The organism is Acidovorax sp. Root568, from assembly GCF_001427445.1.
Classification (GTDB): Bacteria; Pseudomonadota; Gammaproteobacteria; order Burkholderiales; family Burkholderiaceae_C; genus Acidovorax; species Acidovorax delafieldii.
The window spans coordinates 250602-264933 of sequence record NZ_LMGP01000001.1; the positions used below are offsets into that span (position 1 = coordinate 250602).

10 protein-coding genes are annotated in these 14332 nt (G+C 68.4%); 6 read left to right on the forward strand and 4 right to left on the reverse strand.

The features are described 5' to 3' along the window. Positions 1-47: 47 nt before the first annotated feature. Complete coding sequence (locus ASD75_RS01165) at positions 48-587, reverse strand: BON domain-containing protein (RefSeq protein ID WP_056742418.1); 540 nt, start codon at positions 585-587, stop codon at positions 48-50. A gap of 317 nt (positions 588-904) precedes the next feature. On the opposite strand from ASD75_RS01165, the gene ASD75_RS01170 reads away from it, so the two are divergent. The 5 genes from ASD75_RS01170 to ASD75_RS01190 all read left to right on the forward strand — a co-directional run bounded on the left by ASD75_RS01170 (position 905) and on the right by ASD75_RS01190 (position 9596). Then, on the forward strand, positions 905-1969 hold the full coding sequence (locus ASD75_RS01170; RefSeq protein WP_056742420.1) for a ligase-associated DNA damage response exonuclease: 1065 nt from the start codon (positions 905-907) through the stop codon (positions 1967-1969). Further along, positions 1966-3663: an ATP-dependent DNA ligase gene (locus tag ASD75_RS01175; protein WP_056742423.1), complete on the forward strand. Its 1698-nt coding sequence runs from the start codon at positions 1966-1968 to the stop codon at positions 3661-3663. The genes ASD75_RS01170 and ASD75_RS01175 overlap by 4 nt, the downstream gene beginning before the upstream one ends. Continuing rightward, the gene (locus tag ASD75_RS01180) at positions 3660-6374 is read left to right on the forward strand and encodes a ligase-associated DNA damage response DEXH box helicase (protein WP_082564836.1); all 2715 of its coding nucleotides are present in this window, start codon (positions 3660-3662) and stop codon (positions 6372-6374) included. Before ASD75_RS01175 ends, ASD75_RS01180 begins: the two co-directional genes overlap by 4 nt. 5 nt (positions 6375-6379) lie before the next feature. Beyond that, positions 6380-7117 carry a ligase-associated DNA damage response endonuclease PdeM gene (gene pdeM, locus ASD75_RS01185; RefSeq protein ID WP_082564837.1) on the forward strand — a complete coding sequence of 246 codons (738 nt, stop codon included), beginning with the start codon at positions 6380-6382 and terminating at the stop codon, positions 7115-7117. A 241-nt stretch (positions 7118-7358) separates the two neighbouring features. Next, positions 7359-9596 carry an NADP-dependent isocitrate dehydrogenase gene (locus ASD75_RS01190; protein WP_056742425.1) on the forward strand — a complete coding sequence of 746 codons (2238 nt, stop codon included), beginning with the start codon at positions 7359-7361 and terminating at the stop codon, positions 9594-9596. 107 nt (positions 9597-9703) lie between these two features. On the opposite strand, the gene ASD75_RS01195 is transcribed toward ASD75_RS01190, so the two are convergent. From ASD75_RS01195 to ASD75_RS01205, 3 genes are all read right to left on the reverse strand, one after another. Beyond that, complete coding sequence (locus tag ASD75_RS01195; protein WP_056742427.1) at positions 9704-11095, reverse strand: hypothetical protein; 1392 nt, start codon at positions 11093-11095, stop codon at positions 9704-9706. A 178-nt stretch (positions 11096-11273) separates the two neighbouring features. Then, positions 11274-11786, reverse strand: a complete 513-nt coding sequence (locus tag ASD75_RS01200) for a DUF1993 family protein (protein ID WP_056742428.1) — start codon at positions 11784-11786, stop codon at positions 11274-11276. Positions 11787-11930: 144 nt separating this feature from the next. Beyond that, positions 11931-13208: an MFS transporter gene (locus ASD75_RS01205; RefSeq protein ID WP_056743161.1), complete on the reverse strand. Its 1278-nt coding sequence runs from the start codon at positions 13206-13208 to the stop codon at positions 11931-11933. 65 nt (positions 13209-13273) lie between these two features. Here ASD75_RS01205 and ASD75_RS01210 point away from each other — a divergent pair, with 65 nt between their 5' ends. Continuing rightward, entirely contained in the window at positions 13274-14221 is a 948-nt protein-coding gene (locus ASD75_RS01210) for a helix-turn-helix domain-containing protein (protein WP_056742430.1), read from the forward strand. The last annotated feature ends 111 nt before the right edge of the window (positions 14222-14332 follow it).

The window sequence follows — 14332 nt, forward strand, 5'->3', positions numbered from 1 at the left end:
GCGCAATCACTGCACCTGGGATAGGCACAGCCAACTGGCCCAGCATGTCACGGCTTTTGCGGCACAGCCAACGGGTACCGCGCCGCCGCCGCATCCGTCCCCACCTGCAGCAGGTTGATCACTCCCATCACATCGTCTACCAGCCACACAGCCTTCTCCAGCGCATCAGACTGCGCTTGCGACTGCACGCAGCCCTTGAGCGTCACCAGCCGCCGCTCGCCCAGCACCCACACGCTGGTGTCGTCAAAGCGGCCGTCCTGCTGGATGTAGCGCTGCACGCGCGGGATGATCTCGGCGTCGTACAGGTAGGAGTTGGGCAGGCGACAGCGCCCCACGCGGTGGCAGCTGCCGCCATGCTGAGAGCGCACATGCGCCAGTTCGCGCACCTCGGCCTCGGTGTACAGAGGCCCTTCGGGCACGGGGCATTGCGGGATGGCTTGGGTGACCTGGACGAAGGGGTCGTTGAAGGCGTTGGTGCGCGGCGCGGCGCCCGGAGAGACCTGGGCAGCGGCTGATGCGGCCACGAGGCCCAAAACCGGGCCGTAGAGCACGACAAAAAGCGACCGATACGACGGATACAAGTGCATGGATGAGTCCCTGGCTGCGGATCTGGGCCGCAGGCGACCGCCATCGTACGGGCGTGGTTTTCTGCCGTAAAGACAGCCGACCTTGCGCAGAACGCGGCGCAGTCCTGCAGACGGCGCAACCGATGGCGGGATGATGGGCAGAGACGCGCCTTCAGCGGCACGGCCCAACAGCTCAATATGCTTCATTATTGATAGCAAATGAGACACACAACACCGGCGCTTGTGGCAGATTGGACGTCAAAAGTGCCTGCAACACCCCACCGGGCAAACCCGGGCAGCCCCACCGGCTTTGCCTTGCCGCCTACGATGCCACACGCATGTCCTGCAACGAATTGATCGTCCACCGCCCCGAAGGCCTGTACTGCCCACCCGGCGACTTCTACATCGACCCCTGGCGGCCGGTGGAGCGGGCCGTGATCACGCACGCGCATTCGGACCATGCGCGCATGGGTTCGGCCCACTACCTGGCGCACCACGACAGCGCGGGCACGCTGCGCAACCGGCTGGGGGCGGACATCGCGCTGCAGACGCTGGCTTACGGCGAGGTCATCAACCACCATGGCGTGCGCATTTCGCTGCACCCGGCCGGGCACGTGCTGGGGTCGGCCCAGGTGCGCATCGAACAAGGCGGCCAGGTGTGGGTGGCCTCGGGCGACTACAAGCTGGAAGACGATGGCACCTGCCCGCCGTTCGAGCCGGTGCGCTGCCACACCTTCATCACCGAATCCACCTTCGGCCTGCCCATCTACCGCTGGCCGTCGCAGCCCGCGCTGTTTTCCGACATCAATGCCTGGTGGGCTGCCAATGCAGCGGCGGGCAAGGCCAGCGTGCTGTATGCCTACGCCTTCGGCAAGGCGCAGCGGCTGCTGCACGGGGTGGATGCCAGCATGGGGCCCATCGTGGTGCATGGGGCGGTGGAGCCGCTCAACGCCGTGTATCGCGCGGCGGGCGTGGACCTGCCGCCCACGCTGCGCGTGACGGACCCTGGCCTCACCAAGGCCGACCTGAAACGCGCGCTGGTGCTGGCGCCGCCCTCGGCAGCGGGCACACCCTGGCTCAAGCGGTTTGGAGAACACTCCGACGCGTTTGCCAGCGGCTGGATGCTGGTGCGCGGCGCACGCCGACGCCGGGGGGTGGACCGGGGCTTTGTGATGAGCGACCACGCCGACTGGCCCAGCTTGCAAAAAGCCATTGGTGCCACGGGCGCGGAGCGCGTCATCGTGACGCACGGCAGCACGTCCGTGATGGTGCGCTGGCTGTGCGAGCAAGGGCTGGACGCCCAGGTGTTCGCCACCGAATACGGCGCCGATGACAACGAGGACGATGCAGGGGCGGCGCTTGAGGTGCCAGGCAGCACACCCACACCTGAGGCAGCCGCATGAAGGCCTTTGCCCAGCTGTTCCAGGCGCTCGACGCCACCACCGCGCAGTCGGCCAAACTCGCGGCCCTGGTGGCTTACCTGCGCGTGGCACCGCCCGCCGATGCAGCCTGGGCCACGCACTTTCTCGCAGGCGGCAAACCCCGCCAGATGGTGCCCACCAAGCGCCTGAAAGCGCTGGCGCAAGAGGCCGCTGGCCTGCCCGAGTGGCTGTTTGAAGAAAGCTACCAGGCCGTGGGCGACCTGGCCGAAACGTTGGCCCTGCTGCTACCCCCGCCCGCCCAGCCCACCGAACTGACACTGGCCGAATGGATGGCCCAGCTGCTACCCCTGCGCACCCTGCCGCAGGGTGAGGCCGACGCCCGCCTGCGCACGCAATGGGACAGGCTGGCACCTGAGCAGCGCTTTGTGTACTTCAAGCTCATCACCGGCAACTTCCGCGTGGGGGTGTCGCGCCTGCAGGTGACGCACGCGCTGGCCACGGTGAGCGCGCTGGACCCCAAACGCATCGCGCACCGGCTGATGGGCTACACGCAGATCGGCCGGCAGCCGCAGGCCAGCGACTACCAGGCGCTGATCGCGCCGGTGGACGACGATTCCAATACGCCGGATGCTGCCGATGCGGGCCAGCCCTACCCGTTCTTACTGGCCCACCCGTTCAACCAGCCTGTGGCTGAGATGCCCGCACTGCTGGGCACGCCCGGCGACTGGCTGGTGGAGTGGAAGTGGGACGGCATCCGCGCGCAGATCGTGCGGCGTGCGGGCGCGGTGTGGATCTGGTCGCGCGGCGAGGAACTGGTGACCGACCGCTTCCCTGAACTGGCCGAGGCTGCGATGGCGCGGCTGCCCAATGGCTCGGTGGTCGATGGCGAGATCCTGGTGTGGCTGCCCGATGAGCCCCAGCCCCGCCCCTTTGCCGACCTGCAAAAACGCTTGGGCCGCAAGACGCTGACCCCCAAGCTGCTGCGCGAGCTGCCCGTGGTGCTGGTGGCCTACGACCTGCTCGAACACGCCGGGCAGGACCTGCGCCAAGAGCCGCAGCAGGCCCGCCGTGCGCTGCTGGAGGCCACGCTGCAACAGCCTGATGAAACCACCATCGCACCCGCACCGCACCAGGCCCTGCGCCTGAGCGATTTGCTGCATGGCGCCGACTGGCACAACCTGGCACGCCAGCGCGAGGCCGCGCGCAGCATGGGCACCGAGGGTTTCATGCTCAAGCACCGCAGCGCGCAGTACGGTGTGGGCCGCACCAAGGATGTGGGCGTGTGGTGGAAGTGGAAGATCGACCCCATGAGCGTGGATGCGGTGCTCATCTACGCCCAGCGTGGGCATGGCCGCCGCGCAAGCCTCTACACCGACTACACCTTTGCCGTGTGGACCGGGCCGCAGGACGACCCAGACCGGCAGCTGGTGCCTTTTGCCAAGGCCTATTCGGGCTTGACGGATGCCGAGATTGCGCAGGTGGACGCCATCATCCGCAAGACCACGCGCGAGAGCTTCGGGCCCGTGCGCAGCGTGGATGCGACGCTGGTGTTTGAGCTGGGCTTCGAAGGCATTGCGCGCAGCCCGCGCCACAAGAGCGGGATTGCGGTGCGCTTTCCGCGCATGCTGCGCTGGCGGCAAGACAAACCCGTGGCCGAGGCCGATACCTTGCAAACGCTGATGGCACTGCTGCCAGGGCAGGACGTTGCGGCATGAGCACCACCCGCCGCCCGCGCAAGCCCCTGCCCCCGGTGGCACCGAGTGCCGCAGCCGCCTGGATGGCGGCGCGCGGGTGGCAGCCCTTCGGCTTCCAGCAAGACGTGTGGCGCGCGATGGGCGAGGGCCGCTCGGGCCTGCTGCACGCCACCACGGGCGCGGGCAAGACCTATGCGGTGTGGCTGGGCGCGCTGCAGCACTTGGCGCAGGCCGATGCTGCACCTGCGCCTGCAGAAGCATCCAACGCCCGCACCGCCCTGCGCACGCGCCGCGCTGCGGCACCGCCCCTCACCGTGCTGTGGATCACGCCCATGCGTGCACTCGCTGCCGATTCGCTGCGCGCCCTGCAGACACCGCTGACCGAACTGGCCCCCACCTGGACCAGCGGCCTGCGCACCGGCGACACCGCCAGCGGCGAACGCGCCGCGCAAGACCGCCGCCTGCCCACGCTGCTGGTGACCACGCCCGAAAGCGTGTCGCTGCTGCTGGCCCGCGCCGATGCGCGGGAGCGCCTGGCCAGCGTGCGCCTGGTGGTGGTGGATGAGTGGCACGAGCTGGTGGGCAACAAGCGCGGCGTGCAGGTGCAGCTGGCGCTGGCGCGCCTGTCGGGCTGGAACCCGGCGCTGCAGGTGTGGGGCATGTCGGCCACGCTGGGCAACCTGGAGGAGGCGCTGCACACCTTGCTGCCGCAGCCCGTGCTGGACGGGTCACAGCCACCGCCCGCCGTGCTGGTGCAAGGCCTCATCGACAAACGGCTGGAGGTGCAGGTGATGCTGCCCGCGCGGGCCGACCGCTTTGCCTGGGCGGGCCACATGGGGCTGAGCCTGTTGCCGCAGGTGGTGCAGTCGATCGAAGCGGCGGCGTCCACCTTGGTGTTCACCAACACCCGGTCGCAAGCAGAGCGCTGGTACCAGGCGCTGCTGGAGGCACGGCCCGACTGGGCTGGCACCATTGCGCTGCATCATGGGTCGCTCGGGCATGAGGTGCGCGACTGGGTGGAGCAAGGCCTCAAGGCCGGGCAGCTCAAGGCCGTGGTGTGCACATCGAGCCTGGACCTGGGCGTGGACTTTTTGCCGGTGGAGCAGGTGCTGCAGATCGGTTCGGCCAAGGGCGTGGCGCGGTTGGTGCAGCGTGCAGGCCGCTCGGGCCATGCGCCGGGGCGCAGCTCCAGCATCACGCTGGTGCCCACGCACAGCCTGGAGCTGGTGGAGGCAGCCGCTGCGCGCCACGCACTGGCGCAGGGCCGCATTGAAGACCGGCACACGCCGCGTGCGCCGCTCGATGTGCTGGTGCAGCACCTGGTCACCGTGGCGCTGGGCGGCGGCTTTGTGCCCGATGCGCTGCTGGCCGAGGTGCGCCGCGCACCCGCCTACGCTGCCTTGGCCGACAACGACTGGCAATGGGCGCTGCAGTTCGTGCGCCAGGGCGGCGCATCGCTGGCCACCTACCCGGACTTTCACCGCGTGGTGCCCGACGACGAAGGTATCTGGCGCGTGCCCGATGCGCGCCTGGCGCGCCGCCACCGCAGCAACATCGGCACCATCGTGAGCGACGCCAGCATGCAGGTGCAGTTCGTGAGCGGCGGGCGCCTGGGGTCGGTGGAAGAGAGCTTCATCGCCCGGCTGCGCAAGGGCGATGTGTTCATGTTTGCAGGCCGGCTGCTGGAGCTGGTGCGCACCCAGCAGATGACGGCCTATGTGCGCATCGCCCCCAGGGGCAGCGCTGCGCTGCCGCGCTGGAGCGGCGGGCGCATGCCGCTGTCGAACACGCTGGCCGATGCGATGCTGGAACAGCTGGCGCAGGCGGAGCGCGGCCAGTTCGCCACGCCCGAGATGCGCTGCGCCCGGCCATTGCTGGAGCTGCAGCAGGCCTGGTCGGCCCTGCCCACCCCGGGCCGCCTGGTGGCCGAAACCCTGCACACGCGCGAGGGCTGGCACCTGTACCTGTACCCGCTGGCGGGGCGCCTGGTGCACCTGGGCCTGGCCGGGCTGCTGGGCTGGCGCGCATCGCAGCAGGTGCCCAACACCTTCTCCATCGCGGTCAACGACTATGGGCTGGAGCTGCTGTCGGCCAAGCCGGTGGACTGGGCCACGCTGCTGCCGCGGCTGATTGGCGAAGGCACGCACACCACCATCGGTCGCGGGCTCGAAGACGAAGTGCTGGCCAGCCTGAACGCCACCGAGATGGCGCGCAGGCGCTTTCGCGAGATCGCGCGCATCGCGGGCCTGATCTTTCAGAGCCACCCGGGCGAGCAGCGCAGCAGCCGCGAGTTGCAGGCCTCGTCGTCGCTGTACTACGACGTGTTTGCCCAGTACGACCCGGGCAACCTGCTGCTGGCCCAGGCCCGTGCCGAGCTGCTAGCGAACGAGCTGGACATGGAGCGACTGGCCCGCACGCTGCGCGGCATGCAGGCGCAGACCCTGTCCATTCATGCCCTGGAGCGTCCCACCCCGTTTGCCCTGCCGCTGATGGTGGAACGCTTTCGCGAGCGCCTGAGCACTGAGACCCTGGCCGACCGGCTGGCGCGCATGGTGCAGGCGCTGGAGCAGGCGGCCGACGCGACCACGGGCACCCACCTGGCGCAGCACGCGGTGCAGTCCACAGATATGGCGTGGGACCTGCCCGATAGCTCCGGCGCCCGCACACAACGCGCGCGCCGTGCAGCGGGCGGGGACACCCCCCGCCGCACCCGCAGACGCCACGGATTCTGAGCACGATGACCACGCTCCCCCTTCACACGGCAGTCCTCGGCACGCCGGCTGTCCCTACGCCCCCCATCGGTGCGCACGCCATTGCCCTGCCCTGCGGCACCGCACTGCAGCTACTGCCCCAGCGCGCCCTGTGGTGGCCCGCCGCGCACATGGTGCTGGTGGCGGATGTGCATTTCGGCAAGGCGGCCACTTTCCGCCGCGCGGGCCAGCCCGTGCCCCACGGCACCACGGCCGACAACCTGGCGCGGCTGGACGCGGTGCTCGCTGCCACCGGCGCCGATCACCTGGTGTTTCTGGGTGACTTCCTGCACGCGCGCAGCGGCGCGGCCGATGCGCTGTGGCAGCAGCTGCTGCCCTGGCGCCAGCGCCATGCCCGTGTGGCGATGACCCTGGTGCGCGGCAACCATGACCTGCATGCGGGCGACCCGCCGGCCGCGCTGGCAGTGGCGCTGGTCAACGAGCCCTGGTTGCCCTGTGCCGATGCGCCGGTGCTGGCCTGCCACCACCCTCAGGCTGTGGCAGGCCACACGGTGCTCGCCGGGCATCTGCACCCCACGCTGCGGCTGCGGGGCCCGGCGCGCGATGCGCTGCGGGCGCCCTGCTTTGGCTGGGGCGACGGACAGTTGGTCATGCCCGCCTTCGGGGCTTTCACCGGCACGGCGCCCGACACCCTGCCCGCGCACTGGACGCAGTTTGCCGTCCTGCCTGGCCGCGTGGTAGCTGTTCCTGGGGGGAGTTCCTAGGGTCTGCGGGGGGTGGCGCGCGAGCGCTAACGGGTTCAAACTGCAGAAGGCCGCAGGGTGATTACCACCTATTTGGTGAAAAAAAGTGCCCTGGGCTTATGATAATTTTGCATTGTGAGATTCGATTGCAAAAACAGCGGGCAGTGACAGCCCCGAGCAAGGAGAATCAGAGAGCATCCGCGTTTGGCCCCGCTGCGACGCAGCCAGGGGCATCTACCTACTCTGTTTCGTGAGACAAGCCATGACGACCCAGCAACCTTCCATCATCTACACCCTGACCGACGAAGCACCCCGTCTGGCCACGGCTTCCTTCCTGCCCATCATTCGCACGTTCGCGGCACCGGCAGGCATCAACGTGCTGGAGAGCGACATCTCGGTGGCAGCGCGCATCCTGGGTGAGTTCCCCGACTACCTGACCGAAGAACAGCGCGTGCCCAACAACCTGGCCGAGCTGGGCAAGAAGACGCTGCAGCCCGATGCCAACATCATCAAGCTGCCCAACATCTCCGCGTCCGTGTCGCAGCTCAAGGCAGCCATCGCCGAGCTGCAGGCCAAGGGCTACGCCCTGCCCGACTACCCAGACCAGCCCAAGGACGACAAGGAAAAGGAAATCAAGGCCCGCTACAGCAAGTGCACCGGCTCGGCCGTGAACCCCGTGCTGCGCGAAGGCAACTCCGACCGCCGTGCGCCCAAGGCCGTGAAGGAATACGCCCGCAAGAACCCGCACAGCATGGCCGAGTGGAGCCAGGCCTCGCGTTCGCATGTGTCGCACATGCACGCCGGCGACTTCTACCACGGCGAAAAGTCCATGACGCTGGACCGCGCCCGTGACGTGAAGATGGAGCTGATCACCAAGAGCGGCAAGGCCATCGTATTGAAGCCCAAGGTCAGCCTGCTCGACCGCGAAGTGATCGACAGCATGTTCATGAGCAAGAAGGCGCTGCTGGAGTTCTACGAGAAGGAAATCGAAGACGCACGCAAGACCGGCGTGATGTTCTCGCTGCACGTGAAGGCCACGATGATGAAGGTGTCCCACCCCATCGTGTTCGGCCACTGCGTGCGCATCTTCTACAAGGACGCGTTCGCCAAGCACGCCAAGACCTTTGAAGAGCTGGGCGTGAACGTGAACAACGGCATGGTGGACCTGTACGCCAAGATCGAGACCCTGCCGCAAAGCCAGCGCGACGAGATCAAGCGCGACCTGCACGCCTGCCACGAGCACCGTCCCGAGCTGGCCATGGTCGACTCGGCCAAGGGCATCACCAACTTCCACTCGCCCAACGACATCATCGTGGACGCCTCCATGCCCGCCATGATCCGCAACGGCGGCAAGATGTGGGACGCCAACGGCCGCCTGAAGGACGTGAAGGCCGTGATGCCTGAATCGACCTTTGCCCGCATCTACCAGGAGATCATCAACTTCTGCAAATGGCACGGCGCGTTCGACCCCAAGACCATGGGCACGGTGCCCAACGTGGGCCTGATGGCCCAGCAGGCCGAGGAATACGGCAGCCACGACAAGACCTTCGAGATCCCCGAAGACGGCGTGGCCAACATCACCGACCTGGCCACCGGCGAAGTGCTGCTGAGCCAGAACGTGGAGCAAGGCGACATCTGGCGCATGTGCCAGGTGAAGGACGCCGCGATCCGCGATTGGGTGAAGCTGGCCGTGAACCGCGCCCGCAACTCCGGCATGCCCGTGGTGTTCTGGCTCGACTCGTACCGTCCGCACGAAGCGCAGCTGATCACCAAGGTCAAGATGTACCTGCACGAGCACAACACCACCGGCCTGGACATCCAGATCATGAGCCAGGTGCGTGCGATGCGCTACACGCTGGAACGCGTGATCCGGGGCCTGGACACCATCAGCGCCACCGGCAACATCCTGCGCGATTACCTGACCGACCTGTTCCCCATCATGGAACTGGGCACCTCGGCCAAGATGCTGTCCATCGTGCCTTTGATGGCCGGCGGCGGCATGTACGAAACCGGCGCGGGCGGCTCGGCCCCCAAGCACGTGCAGCAGCTGGTGGAAGAAAACCACCTGCGCTGGGATTCGCTGGGTGAGTTCCTGGCGCTGGCCGTGTCGCTGGAAGACCTGGGCCTGAAGACCGGCAACGGCAAGGCCAAGATCCTGGCCCAGACGCTGGACGCCGCCACAGGCAAGCTGCTGGACAACAACAAGAATCCCTCGCCCAAGACCGGCCAGCTGGACAACCGTGGCAGCCAGTTCTACCTGGCCCTGTACTGGGCGCAAGAGCTGGCCACGCAAACGGCCGATGCCGAACTTGCCCAACTGTTCGCCCCACTGGCCAAGCAACTGGCCGACAACGAGCAGACCATCGTGGCCGAACTGGCTGCCGTGCAGGGTGCACCCGCCGACATCGGCGGCTACTACCTGCCCGACGTGGCCAAGCTGGACGCCGTGATGCGCCCCAGCAAGACGCTGAACGAAGCCCTCAAGGCCGTGGCGGCCTGAGTCCGGCCCCACCGCTGCTGCGGCCCTGTGCTGCAGCGGCAAATGAAAAAGGCCCCGCTCTGCGGGGCCTTTTTTCATGGCGCGGCGGGAACCGCAACAGAAATAACCTAAGGCCGCTCGCGATCGGCCACGCGGGTGTTCAGCGCCGCCGGCACATAGCCAGGCAGGAAGGCGCAGCCCTTGCCAAACGTGGCCTCCATGCCTGCGCACTGCTGCGCAATGCCCTCGGGCGTGGGCTTGTCACCCGCGTCCACCCAACGCAGCAGCGCGGTCATGAGCGTGGGGTAGGTGGGGTCGCTCAGGTAGCTGTGGGTGTTGTGCTGGGTGAAGGTCTGCACCAGGCGCGCCGCGCTGCCGCCTTGCACCATGGTGGCCCGGAAGGCCGCGTCCAGCTCGACAAAGGCCGTTGGGTCGTCCACGCCTTTCACGGTGAGCACGGGCACGGGGATGCGGCCGGTCAGGTCAGTGTCCTGCGCAAAGCGGGCCACAGCGGCAGGGTCTGCACGGTAGCGCACCACGGCGGCGTTCAGCGCGCCATCGTCGGGCGAGCCCCGGTACGACACCCCCCGGTTGCCAAACGGACTGGCGCCGCCCGTGCGGTGCTGCACCACGTCGCGGAAGTGGAAGGTGGCCCAGTTCATGTGGCCCTGGATGGAGCTGGCCGGGATGCGGACCACATCCACGATGGTTTTGACTTTGCGCTGCTGCTCGGGCGTGCGCTCGGCCACCGGCTTGTTCAGTGCCAGGCATTCGTTCACGCGTGCGGCCAGGTCCGCCTGGGTCATCGCCGCATCGGCAGGCAAGCCGATGTTCAGCGGGTACTGCACCTCGGTGGGCCGGGGGTGGTTGTTGCACAGGTACTGGTAGACCACGCGCAGGTCGGTGCGAAAGTCGTAAGAGCGCGTTCCGCCCGCCAGCACGCCGCTGGTGAGCAGCACGGCGTCGTAGGGGCGCTTGCCATCGGCCGTGGTCTGGAACATCTCGGCCCCTTTGGCCGCCACGCTGGCGCCCCAGGACTGGCCGTGCAGGATGGTGCGCTGCGGCTGGGCCACATGGCGCACGAAGATCTGGCGCAGCCGCTCGGTGTCCTCAGCCGCGGCACGCACCTCCACACCGCCCTGGCGGAAGGTGCTGCCCGCCCAGGCGTACCCCGCGCGGACCATGATGGCCCAGCGCTCCAGGTCCTCCACCGACCGCTCCATCTTCGGCGCGCCCAGGGCCGGGCCGCCGTGGGCGTGCAGCACCAGGTGGCCGTTCCACTGCTGAGGCACCGCCACCAAGTAATACGCACCGGCCGAGTCCTTGCCCGACAGGCAGCGGGCGATGGGCGCCAGGTCCTTGGGGCACGGGGTGGCCGTGGGCGCGGCCTCGGCCGTGGCACTCACCGGCGCCGAAGCTGGTGGTTGTGTGGGCACCGGCGCGCAGGCAGAAAGCAGGCAGGTCACGCCGGCCAGCGCCAAGGCTGGCAGGGTGCGTGGTGTGGCACGGGGGGTGGGCATGGGTCGGGTCTCCGTTGTCTTTTTTATCCGCACTAGGCGTCGTGTTCAATACTACAAATTTGATAGCACATCAGGCATGTTTCACTAGCGCTACGGGCCATTTTTTGCCCATATTTGCATGCCTGGCCCCACACGGCAGCACCCGGGGCACCTTGGCGCCCCAGGACAGGGCCCAGGGTCAGAACTTGCCCATGTAGTCGCGCTTGCCCAGTTCCACGCCGTTGTGGCGGGCGATGGCGTAGGTCGCGTTCACGTGGAAGAAGAACTGGGGCAGGCCGTAGTGCAGCAGGTAGTGCTCGCCCACAAACTGCTTTTCGCGCGGCGTGCCGGGCTGGATGGTGATCTGGCGCGTGGCGGCCTCGGCAAAGGCTGCCTGCGGCAGGCCTTCGATGAACGCCAGCACCGTGCGGATGCGCTCGGTCAGGTCGGAAAAACCGGGGCGCTCGGCGTCGGGCAGCGAAGGCACCTCCACACCGGCCAGGCGCGCGGCCACGCCCTTGGCAAAGTCGCAGGCGATCAGCACCTGGCGGGCCATGGGAAACATGTCAGGGAACAGGCGGGCCAGCAGCAATGCGTCCGGCTCGATCTTGCGGGCCGTGGCATGGGCCTCGGTCTTGGCCAGGATGTCCTGGAGCGAGCCCAGCATCTGGCGAAAGACGGGGATGCTGGCGTTGTACATGGGGTTCGTCATGGGCGGTGTCCTGGAAGTGCGTTGAAAACAAAGGGCGCCGTTGCGAACCCTGCCAAACAGGGCCCCGGCGCCACCGACCGCGATTGCAACACAGGCCCGCGCGGCGTGCTGGGCGCCGTACAGAGCCCCCGCCCCGTGGACCCTTCAGGCCGCTGCAGGCACGGGCCGTGCCGCCCGTGCTGCCACGCCCACCCCCACGAGCGCGGCCGACAGCACGCTCAGGCCCAGCGTCACGGCCGAGCCGTAGAAGATGCCCGCCGTCATGCCGTGGTCCAGCATGGCGCCAAACACCGGTGCCGCCAGGCAAAAGCCCAGGTCCAGCCCCGAGTACACCGTGCCATACACGCGGCCCGTGGCACCGGGGGGCGCGGCGCGCTTGATCAGCATGTCGCGCGAGGGGCCCGCCAGGCCCGTGCCCAGCCCCGCCACCGAGGCCACCACCAGCGCCGCCATGCCGGGCAGCAGCCCCGAGGCCACCACCACCAGCAGCGCGGCCGAGCCCAGCAGGCACACGGAGATGATCTTCTCCAGCCGCTGCACACGCCCCACCAGAAAGCCGCCCACCAGCATGCCCGCCGCGCCACACAGCATGTAGCCCGTGACCACCATGGCCGTCACGCTCAACGGCAGGCCGTACATGGACTGCAGCGCCGGGCTGGCAAAGCTCTGGATGGCGCTGAGTGCGCAGGTGCTCCAGAAGAAGAACGAGAAACACAGCCACACCGAAGGCAGCCTGAGGAAGGCCATGGGGTGCTCGGGCTTCGCCGCCGCCGCGCCGCCCTTGGCCTGGTGGGCCCAGGCTCCCTGGCGGTCATCAATGGCATCGCGGTTCCACACCATGATGGCCAGCACCGTGAGGGCCAGCAGCGCGCCGCACAGGCAGGCCGTGCGCCACGAGCCCGTAGCGGTAGCAATGCCCGCCATGAACACCGGGGCCGTCGCCCAGCCCAGGTTGCCGCTGATGCCGTGCACCGAGAAGCCATGCCCCAGGCGCTGGGGCGACACGCGCTTGTTGAGGATGGTGAAGTCCACCGGGTGGAACGGTGCATTGCCCAGCCCCGCCAAAGCCGCCGCGAGCAGCAGGCCCGTGTAGCCCTGCGCCGTGCCCGCCGCCAGCCCCGCCGCGGCAAAGCTGGACAGCGCAAAAAACATCACAGGTCGCGCGCCCACCCGGTCCACCAGGAAACCCGACAGCGCCTGGCCCACGCCCGAGATCACGAAGAACACCGACACCAGCAGGCCCAGCTCGGAATAGCTGAAGCCGAACTCCCCGATCAGCCACGGAAACAGCGGCGGCAGCAGCATGTGAAAGAAGTGCGAGCTGCCGTGGGCCAGGCCGATCAGGCCGATGGTGCGGGCGTCCTGCCGCAGGGGGACGGGGTTGGCAGTGGTGGCGGTAGCGCCGGAGGTGGAAGCAGTCATGGGTTGGATCTTAGGCAGCATGCCCTCGGCAGGTTTACGATAGACGGCCAATTTCTATCGCAAACATGCCAAACCCACCCACCAGGCCCCCCACCCCTACCGAACCGGTGGTGGAACACTTCGCCGCCGAGGTCGTGCCTCGCGCCCAGGCCGGCAAGCCGCGCGGGATGTCGTACGTGGACTCGCTCACGCCCGAGCTGTTTGTGCCCACCGCCGCCCGCCCGGTGCGCGCCAAGCTGCGCTGGCTGGCCGCCGACACGCAGGTGATGCCCCACAGCCACCCCTGGGCGCAGGTGGCAATATCGACCACGGGCGTGATCAGGCTCACGGTGAACCACGGCACCTACATCGTGCCGCCCTCGCGCGCGCTGTGGATTCCGCCCGGTGTGGAACATGCCGTGACCATGGTGGAAGACGCCGACCTGCGCACGCTGTACTTTCACCAGCCCCGGGGGCGCTGCGGCCCCGGCGTGCCGCGCGACCAGGAAGACGCATGGCGCCAGTGCCGCGTGCTGGAGGTGTCCGACCTGCTGCGCGCCCTGGTGCGCGAGATGCCCACCGCACCCGATGGCGGCGCCGCGATCAGCCCCGCCGACCTGCGACGCGAGCAGCACCTGAGCGCCCTGGTGCGCGACGAACTGGCCCGTGCCGCCGCCGTGAAGCTGGGCGTGGACCTGCCCCAGGACAAGCGCCTGCGCCACCTGTGCGAGGCCGTGTTGGCCGACCCCACGCGCCACGACACCCTGGCCGACTGGGCGCAGGACACGGGCGCCAGCCCCCGCACGGTGGCACGCCTGTTCCGCTCCGAACTGGGCAGCACCTTCACCCAATGGCGCCAGCAGGTGATCCTGGCCAAGGCCGTGTCGCTGGCCGCCGGCCGCATGCCCATGGGCCAGATCGCCGCCGAGCTGGGCTACAGCGCGAGCGCCTTCAGCGCCATGGTGCGCAAGTCGGTGGGGCAGCCGCCGGGACGGTTTTTGGGGCAGCAGCAGCCGGCAGCCGTGGTCCCGTAGCCCCGTGCGGTGCGTGCTACCGAGGCTGCCGGGCGTTACGGCATGACCACGCCGTGCTGAGCCTTAACCAGGGCATACGGGAGCTCTGTAGGCCGATATCTGCCTCCTGTT

Excerpts from the sequence above, each read along its gene's own strand:
- ASD75_RS01170 (WP_056742420.1), top strand. The coding sequence starts at position 905 with ATGTCCTGCAACGAATTGATCGTCCACCGCCCCGAAGGCCTGTACTGC.
- ASD75_RS01195 (WP_056742427.1), bottom strand. The coding sequence starts at position 11,095 with ATGCCCACCCCCCGTGCCACACCACGCACCCTGCCAGCCTTGGCGCTG.
- ASD75_RS01165 (WP_056742418.1), bottom strand. The coding sequence starts at position 587 with ATGCACTTGTATCCGTCGTATCGGTCGCTTTTTGTCGTGCTCTACGGC.
- ASD75_RS01175 (WP_056742423.1), top strand. The coding sequence starts at position 1,966 with ATGAAGGCCTTTGCCCAGCTGTTCCAGGCGCTCGACGCCACCACCGCG.
- ASD75_RS01200 (WP_056742428.1), bottom strand. The coding sequence starts at position 11,786 with ATGACGAACCCCATGTACAACGCCAGCATCCCCGTCTTTCGCCAGATG.
- pdeM (WP_082564837.1), top strand. The coding sequence starts at position 6,380 with ATGACCACGCTCCCCCTTCACACGGCAGTCCTCGGCACGCCGGCTGTC.
- ASD75_RS01210 (WP_056742430.1), top strand. The coding sequence starts at position 13,274 with ATGCCAAACCCACCCACCAGGCCCCCCACCCCTACCGAACCGGTGGTG.
- ASD75_RS01180 (WP_082564836.1), top strand. The coding sequence starts at position 3,660 with ATGAGCACCACCCGCCGCCCGCGCAAGCCCCTGCCCCCGGTGGCACCG.
- ASD75_RS01190 (WP_056742425.1), top strand. The coding sequence starts at position 7,359 with ATGACGACCCAGCAACCTTCCATCATCTACACCCTGACCGACGAAGCA.
- ASD75_RS01205 (WP_056743161.1), bottom strand. The coding sequence starts at position 13,208 with ATGACTGCTTCCACCTCCGGCGCTACCGCCACCACTGCCAACCCCGTC.